Here is a 13,122-nt window from a genome sequence, read left to right on the forward strand (position 1 = left end):
GAGTAACCCTGAAAATTAGAAGTAGCCCTGACGTTTCTTGTCTTCCATGGAACCGGCGCCATCGTGGTCGATGACTCGGCCCTGGCGCTCGGAAGTGCGCGTCAGGAGCATTTCCTGAATGATGTCGGTGAGCGTTTCGGCCTCCGACTCGACAGCGCCCGTCAACGGGTAGCAGCCGAGGGTACGGAAACGCACCTTCTTCTTGACGATGCGCGCCTTCTCCTCGTCGCTGAGGTGTTCGAGGATGCGCTCGTCATCGATCATGATCAGGGTGCCGTTCTTCTCGATGACGTCACGCTCGGCGGCGAAGTACAGCGGCACGATCGGGATGCCTTCGAGGTAGATGTACTGCCAGATGTCCAGCTCGGTCCAGTTCGACAGCGGGAAGACGCGGATCGACTCGCCCTTGTTGACCTTGCCGTTGTAGATGTTCCACAGCTCCGGACGCTGGTTCTTCGGGTCCCAGCGATGCTTGCTGTCGCGGAACGAGTAGACGCGCTCCTTGGCCCGCGACTTCTCCTCGTCGCGGCGCGCGCCACCGAATGCGGCGTCGAAGCCGTACTTGTCCAGCGCCTGCTTCAGGCCCTGGGTCTTCATGATGTCGGTGTGCTTGGAGCTGCCATGGGTGAACGGGTTGATACCCTGCGCCACGCCCTCGGGGTTGACGTGGGTGATCAACTCCAGTCCCATTTCCTCGACCATCTTGTCGCGGAAGCGATACATCTCCTGGAACTTCCACTGGGTGTCGACATGCATCACCGGAAACGGCAGCTTGCCCGGGAAGAAGGCCTTGCGCGCCAGGTGCAGCATCACGGCGGAATCCTTGCCGATCGAGTACAGCATCACCGGGTTGTCGAACTCGGCGGCCACCTCGCGGATGATGTGGATGCTTTCCGCCTCCAGCTGTTTCAAGTGCGTCAGTTTGTCGACCATGGCTACTCACGAAAAACGATCTTATGGACGGCCAGCGGGCCGTGTTCGAGCGAGCCACTTTATCACAGCGCCTGATTCTATTTAGGAGGGCTGCTAGATCGAAACAATCTAACCATATGACTGGGGGTTTGGGATGAAATCGGGGCCGTGGCACGCCGCAACAGCCCCGCTCAGGCCATCAGATCGGATTCGGGCAATCGATGAACAGATGCTCCACGGCGAACCGCCGGGCCAGGTAGTCGCCCAGCGCCTGCACCCCATAGCGCTCGGTGGCATGGTGCCCGGCGGCGATGAAGCTGACGCCGTTCTCACGGGCGCTGTGGAAGGTCTGCTCGGAGGCCTCGCCGCTGAGGAACAGGTCGACCCCGGCGGCGATGGCATCGTCGATGTAGCCCTGGCCACCGCCGGTGCACCAGCCGACCCGACGGATCACCCCGTCGCCTTCCACCAACAGCGGCTCGCGGTCCATGGCCTCCTGCACGCGGCGAGCGAAATCCCGCGCCGACATCGGCTCGGCCAGCGAGCCCACCAACCCGACCACCCGGGGGTTCTCCGGGTCCAGCGGGCCTTCGACGGTGATGTCCAGCTGGCGCGCCAGCTGCACGTTGTTGCCCACCTCGGGGTGCACGTCCAGCGGCAGGTGGAAGGCCAACAGGCTGATGTCGTGCTTGAGCAGGGTCTTGATCCGGCGCTGCTTCATGCCGGTGATGCACGGGCTCTCGCCCTTCCAGAAATAACCATGGTGCACCAGCACCAGGTCGGCCTCGGCCTCTACCGCCGCATCCAGCAGCGCCTGGCTGGCGGTGACCCCGCTGACGATACGGCTGACCTGCGGGCGCCCCTCGACCTGCAGGCCGTTGGGGCAGTAATCCTGGATCTTGGCGCTGGCCAGGTAGCGCTCGGCTTCCTCGACCAAGGTGCTCAGGGCGACGGCCATGAAAATCTCCTCGAAATCTGCACATTCATCGGGAACAACGCCCGTATAATGGCCGCCATTATGGGCCGTCGCAGGCCTCGGGGAAACCGGTGGCAGACGCCTGGGGGCAAGGTAGCGAGGCCGTTTTGCGCACAGGCCCGCGAAGGCCGCTGCCGCAGCGTCGCAGATCGACCCGTTCAGGTGTATGATCGCGCGCGCTCGCGCCCTCGGGCCGCGCTGACGCCGCTCCCGCCCTACTCCCAGGATTCATTCGATGCTCAAGGCTCTGCGTTACTTTGGCTGGCCCCTGCTTACCGGTGTGCTGATCGCCCTGCTGATCATCCAGCGCTTTCCCCAGTGGGTCGGCCTGCCCAGCCAGGACGTCAACCTGCAACAGGCGCCGCAGACCACCCGAATCATGCAAGGCCCGGTGTCCTATGCCGACGCCGTGACCCTGGCCGCCCCCGCGGTCGCCAACCTGTACACCACCAAGGTGGTGAACAAGGGCGCCCATCCGCTGTTCGAGGATCCGCAGTTCCGCCGCTTCTTCGGCGACAACCTGCCCAAGCAGCGGCGCTGGGAGTCGAGCCTGGGTTCGGCGGTGATCATGAGCCCCGAGGGCTACCTGCTGACCAACAACCACGTGACCAGCGGTGCCGACCAGATCGTGGTGGCGCTCAAGGACGGCCGCGAGACCCTGGCGCGGGTGATCGGCAGCGATCCGGAGACGGACCTGGCGGTGCTCAAGATCGACCTGAAGAAATTGCCGGCCATCACCATCGGCCGCTCGGACAACATCCACATCGGCGACGTGTCCCTGGCCATCGGCAACCCTTTCGGCGTCGGCCAGACCGTGACCATGGGCATCATCAGCGCCACCGGCCGCAACCAGCTGGGGCTGAACAACTACGAGGACTTCATCCAGACCGACGCTGCGATCAACCCGGGCAACTCCGGCGGCGCGCTGGTCGATGCCAACGGCAACCTGATCGGCATCAACACGGCGATCTTCTCCAAGTCCGGCGGCTCCCAGGGCATCGGCTTCGCCATCCCGGTCAAGCTGGCCCTGGAGGTGATGAAGTCGATCATCGAGCATGGCCAGGTGATCCGTGGCTGGCTGGGCATCGAGGTACAACCCCTGAGCCAGGAACTGGCCGAGTCGTTCGGCATGGAGGGCCGCCCAGGCATCGTCGTGGCGGGGATTTTCCGCGATGGCCCGGCGCAACGGGCAGGGCTGCAGCTGGGCGACGTGATCCTCAGCATCAACGGCGAGCCGGCCGGCGACGGGCGCAAGTCGATGAACCAGGTGGCGCGGATCAAACCCAACGAGAAAGTCGCGATCGAGGTCATCCGCAATGGTCAGCAGCTCAAGCTGATCGCCGAGGTGGGGCTGCGACCACCGCCCGCACCGATCACGGCCAAGGAAGAGAAGTAAACCGATTCCGGGGGCTGTCTTGCAGCCCATTCGCAGGGCGAGCCCGCTCTCCAGTCAGGACCTTCAACTGACATCTGGGGCCGCTTCGCGGCCCATCGCTGGCAAGCCAGCTCCCACACCTGCAAGCCGCATCATTTGTGATCGACTCGAACACCCTGTGGGAGCCGGCTTGCCGGCGATGGGCCGCAGAGCGGCCCCAAACTGCCTCAATGCAGGATCTGGCTGAGGAACAACTTGGTCCGATCGCTGCGCGGCCGATCGAAGAAGTCATCCGGCGTGGCCTGCTCGACGATCTCGCCCTTGTCCATGAAGATCACCCGGTTCGCCACGGTGCGGGCAAACCCCATCTCGTGGGTCACGCAGAGCATGGTCATGCCATCCTCGGCCAGCCCCACCATGGTATCGAGCACTTCCTTGACCATCTCCGGATCGAGCGCCGAGGTCGGCTCGTCGAACAGCATGATCTTCGGCTTCATGCATAGCGCCCGAGCGATCGCCACCCGCTGCTGCTGACCACCGGACAACTGCCCCGGGTACTTGTGCGCCTGCTCGGGAATGCGCACCCGCTCCAGGTAGTGCATGGCAATTTCCTCGGCCTTGCGCCGGGGCATCTTGCGCACCCACATCGGCGCCAGGGTGCAGTTCTCCAGGATGCTCAGGTGCGGGAACAGGTTGAAGTGCTGGAACACCATGCCCACCTCGCGGCGGATCGCCTCGATCTGCTTGAGGTCGTTGGTCAGCTCCACGCCATCGACCACGATGCGCCCTTGCTGGTGTTCCTCCAGGCGGTTGAGGCAGCGGATGGTGGTGGACTTGCCCGAGCCGGACGGCCCGCACAGCACGATGCGCTCGCCCTGTCGCACATTGAGGTTGATGTCCTTGAGCACGTGGAACTGGCCGTACCACTTGTTCACGCCCTGCATCTGGATGATGCCTTCCGGGCCTGCAGGCTGCTTGATCGCTTCACTCATTTCGAAACTCCTAACGCTTGTGGCCCGTGTCCAGCCTGCGCTCCAAGTGCATGGAGTAGCGGGACATACCGAAACAGAAAATCCAGAACACCAGGGCGGCGAACACATAGCCCTCGGTGGCCATGCCCAGCCAGGCCGGGTCCGCAGCCGCCTGCTTGACGCTGTTGAGCAGGTCGAACAGGCCGATGATGATCACCAGGCTGGTGTCCTTGAACAGTGCGATGAAGGTGTTGACGATGCCAGGGATCACCAGCTTCAGCGCCTGGGGCAGGATCACCAGGCCCATGGCGCGCCAGTAGCCCAGGCCCATGGCCGCGGCCGCTTCGTACTGGCCCTTGGGGATGGCCTGCAGGCCACCGCGCACCACCTCGGCGATATAGGCCGACTGGAACAGGATCACCCCGATCATCGCCCGCAACAGCTTGTCGAAGCTCATGCCTTCGGGCAGGAACAGCGGCAGCATCACCGAAGACATGAACAGCACGGTGATCAGCGGCACGCCACGCCAGAACTCGATGAAGGTGACGCAGACCACCTTCACCGCCGGCAGGTTCGAGCGCCGTCCCAGCGCCAGCAGGATGCCCAGGGGCAAGGCGCCGACGATGCCGACGGTGGCGATCACCAGGGTCAGCATCAGGCCGCCCCACTGGCTGGTGGGCACCGTCTCCAGGCCCAGGTGGCCGCCATGCAACAGGGTGTAGGCAAGGATCGGGTACAGCACCAGAAAGCCCAGGCCGTAGGCCACCTTGCGCGGGAAACGCCGGATGAACAGCGGCGCGGCGCCGAGCACGGCGAGCCACACGGTCAGGTCGACGCGCCAGCGCAACTCCACCGGGTAGTAGCCGTACATGAACTGGCCGAAGCGCTGCTGGATGAACACCCAGCAGGCGCCCTCCTTGGTGCAGTTGGCGCGGGTGGTGCCGATCCAGTTGGCATCGATGAACGCCCACTGCACCAGCGGCGGTACGATCAGCCATACCAGGTACAGGGCGAATAGGGTCAGGAGGGTGTTGAGCCAGTTGGAAAACAGGTTGCTCCGCATCCAGGCGAGCACGCCGACGGTCTTGACCGGTGGCGGCATGTCAGGTTTGAAAACATGGGCAGTCACGGGCGTATCCTCACCGCTCGATCAGCGCGATGCGCTTGTTGTACCAGTTCATCAGCAGGGAAATGCTGATGCTGATGGCGAGATAGACACTCATGGTGATGGCGATCACCTCGATGGCCTGGCCGGTCTGGTTGAGCACGGTACCGGCGAACAGCGAGACCATCTCCGGGTAGCCGATACCGGCGGCCAGGGACGAGTTCTTCGCCAGGTTCAGGTACTGGCTGGTCAGCGGCGGCACGATCACCCGCAGGGCCTGGGGGATGATCACCTTGCGCAGGGTCGGCCCCTCGCGTAGGCCGAGGGAACGCGCAGCCTCGGTCTGGCCATGGCTGACCGAACGGATACCCGAGCGCACGATCTCGGCGATGAACGCCGCGGTGTAGATGGTCAGCGCCAGGGTCAGGGCCAGCAGTTCCGGGATCAGCACCCAGCCACCGACGAAGTTGAAGCCCTTGAGCTGCGGCACTTCCCAGTGCACCGGGCTGCCGAACAGCAGCACGCACACGCCGGGGATGCCGAAGAACAGCAACAGGCCGACCCAGAACTTGTGGAACGGCTCGCCGGTTTCGTCGAAACGCTTGTTGGCATGCCGCACCATCAGCACGATGGCGACGATCGCCGCCACCAGGGCGATGACGAACGGCCAGAAGCCCTCGGCCATGGACGCGCCCGGCATGTTCAGGCCACGGTTGCTGATGAAGAACATGTCGTCGATGTTGATGCTGCCCCGCGGCCCCGGCAGGGTGAGGAACACGGCGAAGTACCAGAACAGGATCTGCAGCAAGGGCGGGATGTTGCGGAAGGTCTCCACGTACACGGTCGCCAGCTTGTTGATCATCCAGTTCGGCGACAGCCGCGCCACGCCGATGACGAAGCCCAGAAAGGTGGCCAGGACGATGCCGATGAAGGTCACCAGCAAGGTGTTGAGCAGGCCGATGACGAACACGCGCGCATAGCTGTCCGACTCCACGTAGGGAATCAGGTGCTGGGCGATGCCGAAGCCGGCGCTGCGTTCGAGGAAGTCGAAGCCCGAGGTGATGCCCCGGTGCTGCAGGTTGGTCTGGGTGTTATGGAACAGGTACCAGCCCAGGCCGACCACGAGAACCACCGTGATGACCTGGAACAGCCACGCGCGCACACGTGGATCGCTCAGGGAAAACCCCTTGGGTGCGCCGATTTGATTGTGCATGAAATGCCCCGCAAAGAAGGGATCGAACAGCCTGCGGCGGCAGGATGCCGCCGCAGGAGGCAACCATCAGCGCACAGGTGGCGCGTACTGGATGCCGCCGTTGTTCCACAGGGCGTTCATGCCGCGGTCGATCTTCAGGTCAGTGCTCTGGCCCAGGTTCTTCTCGAACACTTCGCCATAGTTGCCGACCTGCTTGACGATCTGTACCACCCAGTCCTTGGGCAGCTTGAGGTCCTTGCCGTACTCGCCGTCGGTGCCGAGCAGGCGGGCGACGTCGGGGTTCTTGGTGGACTTGGCCTCGGCCTCGACGTTCTTCGAGGTCACGCCGGCTTCCTCGGCGTTGAGCATGGCGAACAGGGTCCACTTGACGATGTTGAACCACTCCTCGTCACCCTTGCGCACCACCGGGCCCAGGGGCTCCTTGGAGATGGTTTCCGGCAGCACCACGTAGTCGGCCGGGGCGGCCAGCTTGGAACGCTGCGCGTAGAGCTGCGACTTGTCCGAGGTCAGCACGTCGCAACGCCCGGACTCCAGCGACTTGGCGCTCTCGTCGGAGGTGTCGAAGGTGATGGGGGTGTACTTCAGGCCATTGGCGCGGAAGTAGTCGGAGACGTTCAGCTCGGTGGTGGTACCGGCCTGGATGCAGATGGTCGCACCATCGAGCTCCTTGGCGCTGGAGACGCCGAGCTTCTTGTTGACCAGAAAGCCCACGCCATCGTAGTAGGTGACGCCGGTGAACAGCAGGCCCATGCCGGCATCGCGCGAGCTGGTCCAGGTGGTGTTGCGCGACAGCACGTCGACCTCGCCGGACTGCAGCGCGGTGAAGCGCTCCTTGGCATTGAGCTGGCTGAACTTGACCTTGGTGGCGTCACCGAACACAGCGGCGGCCACGGCGCGGCAGACATCGGCATCGATGCCGACGATCTTGCCGGTGTTGTCCGGCACCGAGAAACCTGGCAAGCCATCGCTCACGCCACACTGGACGAAGCCCTTCTTGGTCACCGCATCGAGAGTAGCGCCGGCCTGGGCGACACCGACGCTGCCCAGTGCGGTGGCAGCGGTCAGGACTGCCAGGGTGGATTTCAACCTCTTCATCAACAACCTCCAAATCGCTCTTGTTGTACCGAGCCGGAATTGCACCGCACCCTTGTGAGGTGCATCCGACCCTTGTTGGCTTGTTATTGGGTCAATTGGCGCAATGAGCTGTTCTATGACAGCCTTTCTATCCACACGGGGGTGTTACCGTCGCCGGCCCATCCCCTCGCATCGCTTGGGACATAGCAAAGTGCGTACCAGAGCTGAAGGCTGGAGCGTTTAAGCGGTCGTCAAGTAGGAAAAGTTGTAGAGTTGCGACATCTTCTTGTGGCATTACCCACCCTTGCCTTTTTTTAACGCACTCAATAAGTACGCACGCACGTTTTTGGAGCCGTCATGAGTAACCCCCTGATTCTCGAACCGCAGAACACCACCGATGCCTGTGTGATCTGGTTGCACGGTCTTGGTGCAGACCGTTACGACTTCCTACCAGTGGCCGAAGCCCTGCAGGAGCACCTGCTCAGCACCCGTTTCGTCATGCCCCAGGCGCCCACTCGTCCGGTAACGATCAATGGCGGCTACGCCATGCCCAGTTGGTACGACATCAAGGCCATGACCCCGGCCCGGGCCATCGACGAAGCCCAGCTCGAGGAGTCCGCCGAGCAGGTGGTGGGCCTGATCGAGGCCGAGCGGGCCAAGGGCATCGACCTGGCGCGGATCTTCCTGGCGGGCTTTTCCCAGGGTGGCGCGGTGGTCCTGCACACAGCCTATATAAAGTGGCAGGAAGCCCTGGGCGGCGTGCTGGCGTTGTCCACCTACGCCCCGACCTTCACCGAGGGCCACCAGCTCAGCGCTTGCCAGCAACGTACCCCGGCCCTGTGCCTGCATGGCGTGCACGATCCGGTGGTGATCCCGTCCATGGGCCGCACCGCCTTCGAGTACCTCAAGCACTGGGGTGTCGAAGCGACCTGGGAGGAATATCCGATGGAGCACGAAGTGGTGCCCCAGGAGATCAACGACATCTACAACTGGCTGGTCCGCCGTTTGCGCTAGCGGTGTATTTCGCTGTAGTTGTCGGACCGCTCCACTACGCCGCGCCTGAATCTTGCATTACACTGCCCGGCGTACATTCCTTAACCAGTTGATGAGACGATCGTGCTCAAGGCACTCAAAAAAATATTCGGCAAGGGAGACGCCACACCTCAGGCCGTCGAACCCGCAGCCCACGTGATCACGCCCCCGACGGCGGCCGAGCCGCCGGCCGCCAAGGCCAAGCCCACTTCCCCTCCCCAGGCCGAGGCGCCAGTCGCGCCCCGTGGCGACAAGCCTGGCAAGGACAAACCGCGTCGCGAACGCAAGCCCAAGCCCCAGGCCAGCCTGTGGAAGCCAGAGGATTTCGTGGTCGAGCCCCAGGAGGGCAAGACCCGCTTCCACGACTTCAAGCTCTCCAACGAGTTGATGCACGCCATCCATGACCTGGGCTTCCCCTACTGCACGCCGATCCAGGCCCAGGTACTGGGCCACACCCTGCGTGGCCAGGACGCCATCGGCCGGGCCCAGACCGGCACCGGCAAGACCGCGGCGTTCCTGATCTCGATCATTTCCCAGTTGCAGCAGGTGCCGCCGCCCAAGGAGCGCTACATGGGCGAGCCACGGGCCCTGGTGATCGCGCCCACCCGCGAACTGGTGGTGCAGATCGCCAAGGACGCCATGGCCCTGACCAAGTACAGCGGCCTGAACGTCATGACCTTCGTTGGCGGCATGGACTTCGACAAGCAGCTCAAGGCCCTGGAATCGCGTCACTGCGACATCCTGGTGGCCACCCCGGGGCGCTTGCTGGACTTCCACCAGCGCGGCGAGGTGCACCTGGACATGGTCGAGGTGCTGGTGCTGGACGAAGCCGACCGCATGCTCGACATGGGCTTCATCCCCCAGGTGCGGCAGATCATCCGCCAGACCCCGCCCAAGAGCGAACGCCAGACCCTGCTGTTCTCCGCCACCTTCACCGACGACGTGATGAACCTGGCCAAGCAGTGGACCACCAACCCGGCCATCGTCGAGATCGAGCCGGAGAACGTGGCCAGCGAAACCGTCGAGCAGCACGTCTATGCGGTGGCCAGCAGCGACAAGTACAAGCTGTTGTACAACCTGGTGACCCAGAACAAGTGGGAGCGGGTGATGGTCTTCGCCAACCGCAAGGACGAGGTGCGGCGCATCGAGGAGCGCCTGGTGCGCGACGGCATCAACGCCGCACAGTTGTCTGGCGATGTGCCGCAGCACAAGCGCATTCGCACCCTGGAGAGCTTCCGCGAGGGGCGTATCGCGGTGCTGGTGGCCACCGACGTGGCTGGCCGTGGCATCCATATCGATGGCATCAGCCACGTGATCAACTTCACCCTGCCGGAGGATCCGGACGACTACGTGCACCGCATCGGCCGAACCGGCCGGGCGGGGACCAGCGGCGTGTCGATCAGCTTCGCCGGCGAGGACGATGCCTACCAGTTGCCGGCCATCGAAGAGCTGCTGGGGCGCAAGATCAAGTGCGAGATGCCGCCGGATGAGTTGCTCAAGCCGGTGCCGCGCAAGCACCACTGAGCCGTGCGCAGGGGCCGCTTCGCGGCCCCAGGATTACAAGGTGTCACTCAGTTGGCCGGCAGGGGCAAATCCCAGCCGGCTACCAACGCCCGGCCGCGTCCTGGTCGCTCTGCTTGCCTTCCACCCAGCGCGGCCCCTCTTGGGTGTTCTCCTTCTTCCAGAACGGTGCCCGGGTCTTCAGGTAATCCATGATGAAGTTGCAGGCATCGAAGGCCGCCTGCCGGTGTGCGCTGGCCACACCGACGAAGACGATCGGCTCGCCCGGCTCCAGCGCACCGATGCGGTGCAGCACCTCGACCTTGAGCAACGGCCAACGCTGCTCGGCTTCGACGACGATCTTGGCCAGGGCCTTCTCGGTCATCCCCGGGTAATGCTCGAGAAACATCCCGGCCACGTCACGGCCATCGTTGAAATCCCGCACATAGCCGACGAAACCGACCACCGCCCCCACGCCGACATTGGCCGCATGCATGGCATTGAGCTCGTGGCCCGGGTCGAACGCCTGCGCCTGTACCCGCACGCCCATGCTCAACCTCCCGTCACCGGTGGGAAGAACGCCACTTCGTCGCCCTCCTCCACAGGCTCGTCGAGCTTGCACAGGTCCTGGTTGCGCGCGCACATCAGGTTCTGCTCGGCCAGCACCTCATGCTGCCCGCCCTTGGCTACCAGCGCCTGGCGCACATCGTCGAGGGTCACGAAGGCGCCTTCGAGCGGCTCGCCATCGCGGCCCAGCAGTTCACGGTAACGGGCGAAATACACCACCTGGACTTTCATCACGCCTCCACCTGGTAATGGCCGCTCTTGCCGCCGATCTTCTCCAGCAGGCGCACCTGCTCGATGACCATGCCCTTGTCCACGGCCTTGCACATATCGTAGATCGTCAGCGCGGCGACGCTGGCGGCAGTCAGCGCCTCCATTTCCACGCCGGTCTGCCCGGCCAGCTTGCAGCGGGCGACGATGTGCACGACATCCTGCCCCTCCGCGGCCAGTTCGACCTTGACGCTGGTGAGCATCAAGGGATGGCACAGCGGGATCAGGTCACTGGTCTTCTTCGCCGCCTGGATCCCGGCGATCCGCGCCACGGCGAACACGTCGCCCTTGGGGTGCTCGCCATCGACGATCATCTGCAAGGTCTGCGGCAACATGCGCACCCGCGCCTCGGCCACCGCCTCGCGTGCGGTCACGGCTTTTTCGGTGACGTCGACCATATTGGCGCGCCCCTGAGAATCGAGATGAGTCAGCACAGCTTTCCTCCTGTTAGGGAGCAAAGAGTGTAAACCCGCAGGTCAGAATCACGCAGAAAAAAAAGCCGGGCGCAAAGCCGCCCGGCTCGAAAAAGACTACAGGTGGGACTCGGCGTACTCGGCCAGCACCGAGCGCGGCACGCCCTGCAGGGTGATGTGAACGCCGTGGGGGAAGTCCTTGAAGCGTTCGGTGAGGTAGGTCAGGCCAGAACTGGTGGCCGACAGGTACGGCGTATCGATCTGCGCCAGGTTGCCCAGGCAGACCACCTTGGACCCGGCTCCGGCACGGGTGATGATGGTCTTCATCTGGTGCGGGGTGAGGTTCTGGCATTCGTCGATGAGGATCAGACTCTGCTGGAAGCTGCGACCGCGAATGTAGTTCAGCGACTTGAACTGCAGCGGCACCCTTTCGAGGATGTACTCGACGCTGCCATGGGTGCTCTCGTCGTCCATGTGCAAGGCTTCGAGGTTGTCGGTGATCGCCCCCAGCCACGGCTCCATCTTCTCCGCCTCGGTGCCTGGCAGGAAGCCGATCTCCTGGTCCAGCCCCTGCACGCTGCGGGTGGCGATGATGCGCCGGTAGCGCTTGCTGACCATGGTCTGCTCGATGGCCGCGGCGAGCGCGAGGATGGTCTTGCCGGAGCCAGCGGCGCCGGTCAGGTTGACCAGGTGGATGTCTGGGTCCAGCAGGGCGAACAGCGCCAGGCTCTGGTGGATGTCACGCGGTTTCAGGCCCCAGGCTTCCTGGTGCAGCAAGGGCTCCTGGTGCAGGTCGAGCAGCAGCAGCTCGTCCTCACGGATGCCCTTGATCCAGCCGACGAAGCCTTGTTCGTCGATGATGAACTCGTTGACGTGCACCGCCGGCAGGTTGTCGGTCAGTTGCACCCGGTGCCAGGTGCGGCCACGCTCCTGGCGGGTCTCGACCTTGCTGACGCGGTCCCAGAACGAGCCGGTCACCGAGTGGTAGCCCTTGGACAGCAGCGAAACGTCGTCGACCAACTGGTCGGTGCTGTAGTCCTCGGCGGCGATGCCGCAGGCACGCGCCTTCAGGCGCATGTTGATGTCCTTGGTCACCAGTACCACGTCCAGGTCGGGGCGTCTGGTGCGCAGCTCGAGGAGCTGGTTGATGATGATGTTGTCGTTGAGGGTGTCCGGCAGTAGCCGGTTGGGTTCGTTGCGCGGGCTCATCAGGATCGACAGGAAGCCCTTGGGGCCGCTCTTGCCACGCTGGATCGGCACGCCCTGCTCGACGTCGCTGGGCGAGGCATCGCCCAGGGTCTGGTCGATCAGGCGGATGGCCTGGCGGCATTCGGCGGCGATGGTGTGCTTGCCGGTCTTGAGCTTGTCGAGTTCCTCCAGCACCGTCATCGGGATAGCGACGTGGTGCTCCTCGAAGTTGAGCAAGGCATTGGGGTCGTGAATCAGGACATTGGTATCGAGCACATACAGGATTGGCTTGTTGGAGGAAGGGTTGCGTCCTTGGTCATCCATACTCGGTCACCTTGTGTGAAAGCCACGCGACGCGTACCGCTGCGCCGCAGAGTGACCGCCGTTCTCCCCGTATCCGCGTCGTTACGGGCGGGGAGCGCACCTGGCAAGGAGGGCCTGGATGACGCCACCTGTGCTGCAGGTTTCGGCTGTCTGATTCCTACATACCGCATAATCCATGACCAAAAAAAGTCTTTTTACGTTCCGT

The 13,122-nt window shown here is 63.8% G+C and carries 13 protein-coding genes; 3 read left to right on the top strand and 10 right to left on the bottom strand.

The window, feature by feature from the left end:
- Window positions 1-15: 15 nt before the first annotated feature.
- Together cysD and ACDI39_RS12240 are read right to left on the bottom strand one after the other, a co-directional pair.
- Window positions 16-933 carry a sulfate adenylyltransferase subunit CysD gene (gene cysD / locus ACDI39_RS12235; RefSeq protein ID WP_225789422.1) on the bottom strand — a complete coding sequence of 306 codons (918 nt, stop codon included), beginning with the start codon at window positions 931-933 and terminating at the stop codon, window positions 16-18.
- A 178-nt stretch (window positions 934-1,111) separates the two neighbouring features.
- Complete coding sequence (locus tag ACDI39_RS12240) at window positions 1,112-1,870, bottom strand: Nif3-like dinuclear metal center hexameric protein (protein WP_253081268.1); 759 nt, start codon at window positions 1,868-1,870, stop codon at window positions 1,112-1,114.
- 253 nt (window positions 1,871-2,123) lie between these two features.
- Between ACDI39_RS12240 and algW the strand changes: the two genes are divergently transcribed.
- Window positions 2,124-3,284 (top strand): Do family serine endopeptidase AlgW, encoded by a 1,161-nt coding sequence (gene algW / locus ACDI39_RS12245; protein WP_225789424.1) that lies wholly within the window; start codon window positions 2,124-2,126, stop codon window positions 3,282-3,284.
- Window positions 3,285-3,490: 206 nt separating this feature from the next.
- Here the strand turns inward: algW and ACDI39_RS12250 are convergent, their stop codons facing one another.
- The 4 genes from ACDI39_RS12250 to ACDI39_RS12265 form a co-directional block, all read right to left on the bottom strand.
- On the bottom strand, window positions 3,491-4,255 hold the full coding sequence (locus ACDI39_RS12250; protein ID WP_225789425.1) for an amino acid ABC transporter ATP-binding protein: 765 nt from the start codon (window positions 4,253-4,255) through the stop codon (window positions 3,491-3,493).
- Between the two features lie 10 nt (window positions 4,256-4,265).
- Window positions 4,266-5,363 (bottom strand): amino acid ABC transporter permease, encoded by a 1,098-nt coding sequence (locus tag ACDI39_RS12255; RefSeq protein WP_486538763.1) that lies wholly within the window; start codon window positions 5,361-5,363, stop codon window positions 4,266-4,268.
- Window positions 5,364-5,373: 10 nt separating this feature from the next.
- A complete protein-coding gene (locus ACDI39_RS12260; RefSeq protein WP_225789427.1) occupies window positions 5,374-6,552 on the bottom strand; it encodes an amino acid ABC transporter permease in 1,179 nt (392 codons plus the stop codon).
- A 66-nt stretch (window positions 6,553-6,618) separates the two neighbouring features.
- A complete protein-coding gene (locus ACDI39_RS12265) occupies window positions 6,619-7,647 on the bottom strand; it encodes an amino acid ABC transporter substrate-binding protein (protein ID WP_225789428.1) in 1,029 nt (342 codons plus the stop codon).
- 336 nt (window positions 7,648-7,983) lie between these two features.
- Between ACDI39_RS12265 and ACDI39_RS12270 the strand changes: the two genes are divergently transcribed.
- Entirely contained in the window at window positions 7,984-8,640 is a 657-nt protein-coding gene (locus tag ACDI39_RS12270) for an alpha/beta hydrolase (protein WP_225789429.1), read from the top strand.
- Between the two features lie 102 nt (window positions 8,641-8,742).
- Window positions 8,743-10,182, top strand: coding sequence for an ATP-dependent RNA helicase RhlB (rhlB, locus tag ACDI39_RS12275; RefSeq protein WP_225789430.1), 1,440 nt, complete (start codon window positions 8,743-8,745; stop codon window positions 10,180-10,182).
- 79 nt (window positions 10,183-10,261) lie between these two features.
- Here rhlB and moaE read toward each other — a convergent pair whose 3' ends face one another.
- From moaE to ACDI39_RS12295, 4 genes are all read right to left on the bottom strand, one after another.
- Window positions 10,262-10,708: a molybdopterin synthase catalytic subunit MoaE gene (gene moaE / locus ACDI39_RS12280; protein ID WP_225789431.1), complete on the bottom strand. Its 447-nt coding sequence runs from the start codon at window positions 10,706-10,708 to the stop codon at window positions 10,262-10,264.
- Between the two features lie 2 nt (window positions 10,709-10,710).
- Window positions 10,711-10,956, bottom strand: a complete 246-nt coding sequence (locus ACDI39_RS12285) for a MoaD/ThiS family protein (protein WP_225789432.1) — start codon at window positions 10,954-10,956, stop codon at window positions 10,711-10,713.
- Window positions 10,956-11,426, bottom strand: a complete 471-nt coding sequence (moaC, locus tag ACDI39_RS12290) for a cyclic pyranopterin monophosphate synthase MoaC (protein ID WP_225789433.1) — start codon at window positions 11,424-11,426, stop codon at window positions 10,956-10,958. Before moaC ends, ACDI39_RS12285 begins: the two co-directional genes overlap by 1 nt.
- 96 nt (window positions 11,427-11,522) lie before the next feature.
- A complete protein-coding gene (locus ACDI39_RS12295) occupies window positions 11,523-12,917 on the bottom strand; it encodes a PhoH family protein (protein ID WP_225789434.1) in 1,395 nt (464 codons plus the stop codon).
- Window positions 12,918-13,122 lie beyond the last annotated feature (205 nt).

The sequence above is a fragment of the Pseudomonas sp. Tun-23181 genome, assembly GCF_057415455.1.

What these genes read in the sequence shown, in the direction of transcription:
- cysD (WP_225789422.1), bottom strand. Translation starts at nt 933, where the DNA reads ATGGTCGACAAACTGACGCACTTGAAACAGCTGGAGGCGGAAAGCATC.
- ACDI39_RS12240 (WP_253081268.1), bottom strand. Translation starts at nt 1,870, where the DNA reads ATGGCCGTCGCCCTGAGCACCTTGGTCGAGGAAGCCGAGCGCTACCTG.
- algW (WP_225789424.1), top strand. Translation starts at nt 2,124, where the DNA reads ATGCTCAAGGCTCTGCGTTACTTTGGCTGGCCCCTGCTTACCGGTGTG.
- ACDI39_RS12250 (WP_225789425.1), bottom strand. Translation starts at nt 4,255, where the DNA reads ATGAGTGAAGCGATCAAGCAGCCTGCAGGCCCGGAAGGCATCATCCAG.
- ACDI39_RS12260 (WP_225789427.1), bottom strand. Translation starts at nt 6,552, where the DNA reads ATGCACAATCAAATCGGCGCACCCAAGGGGTTTTCCCTGAGCGATCCA.
- ACDI39_RS12265 (WP_225789428.1), bottom strand. Translation starts at nt 7,647, where the DNA reads ATGAAGAGGTTGAAATCCACCCTGGCAGTCCTGACCGCTGCCACCGCA.
- ACDI39_RS12270 (WP_225789429.1), top strand. Translation starts at nt 7,984, where the DNA reads ATGAGTAACCCCCTGATTCTCGAACCGCAGAACACCACCGATGCCTGT.
- moaE (WP_225789431.1), bottom strand. Translation starts at nt 10,708, where the DNA reads ATGGGCGTGCGGGTACAGGCGCAGGCGTTCGACCCGGGCCACGAGCTC.
- ACDI39_RS12285 (WP_225789432.1), bottom strand. Translation starts at nt 10,956, where the DNA reads ATGAAAGTCCAGGTGGTGTATTTCGCCCGTTACCGTGAACTGCTGGGC.
- ACDI39_RS12295 (WP_225789434.1), bottom strand. Translation starts at nt 12,917, where the DNA reads ATGGATGACCAAGGACGCAACCCTTCCTCCAACAAGCCAATCCTGTAT.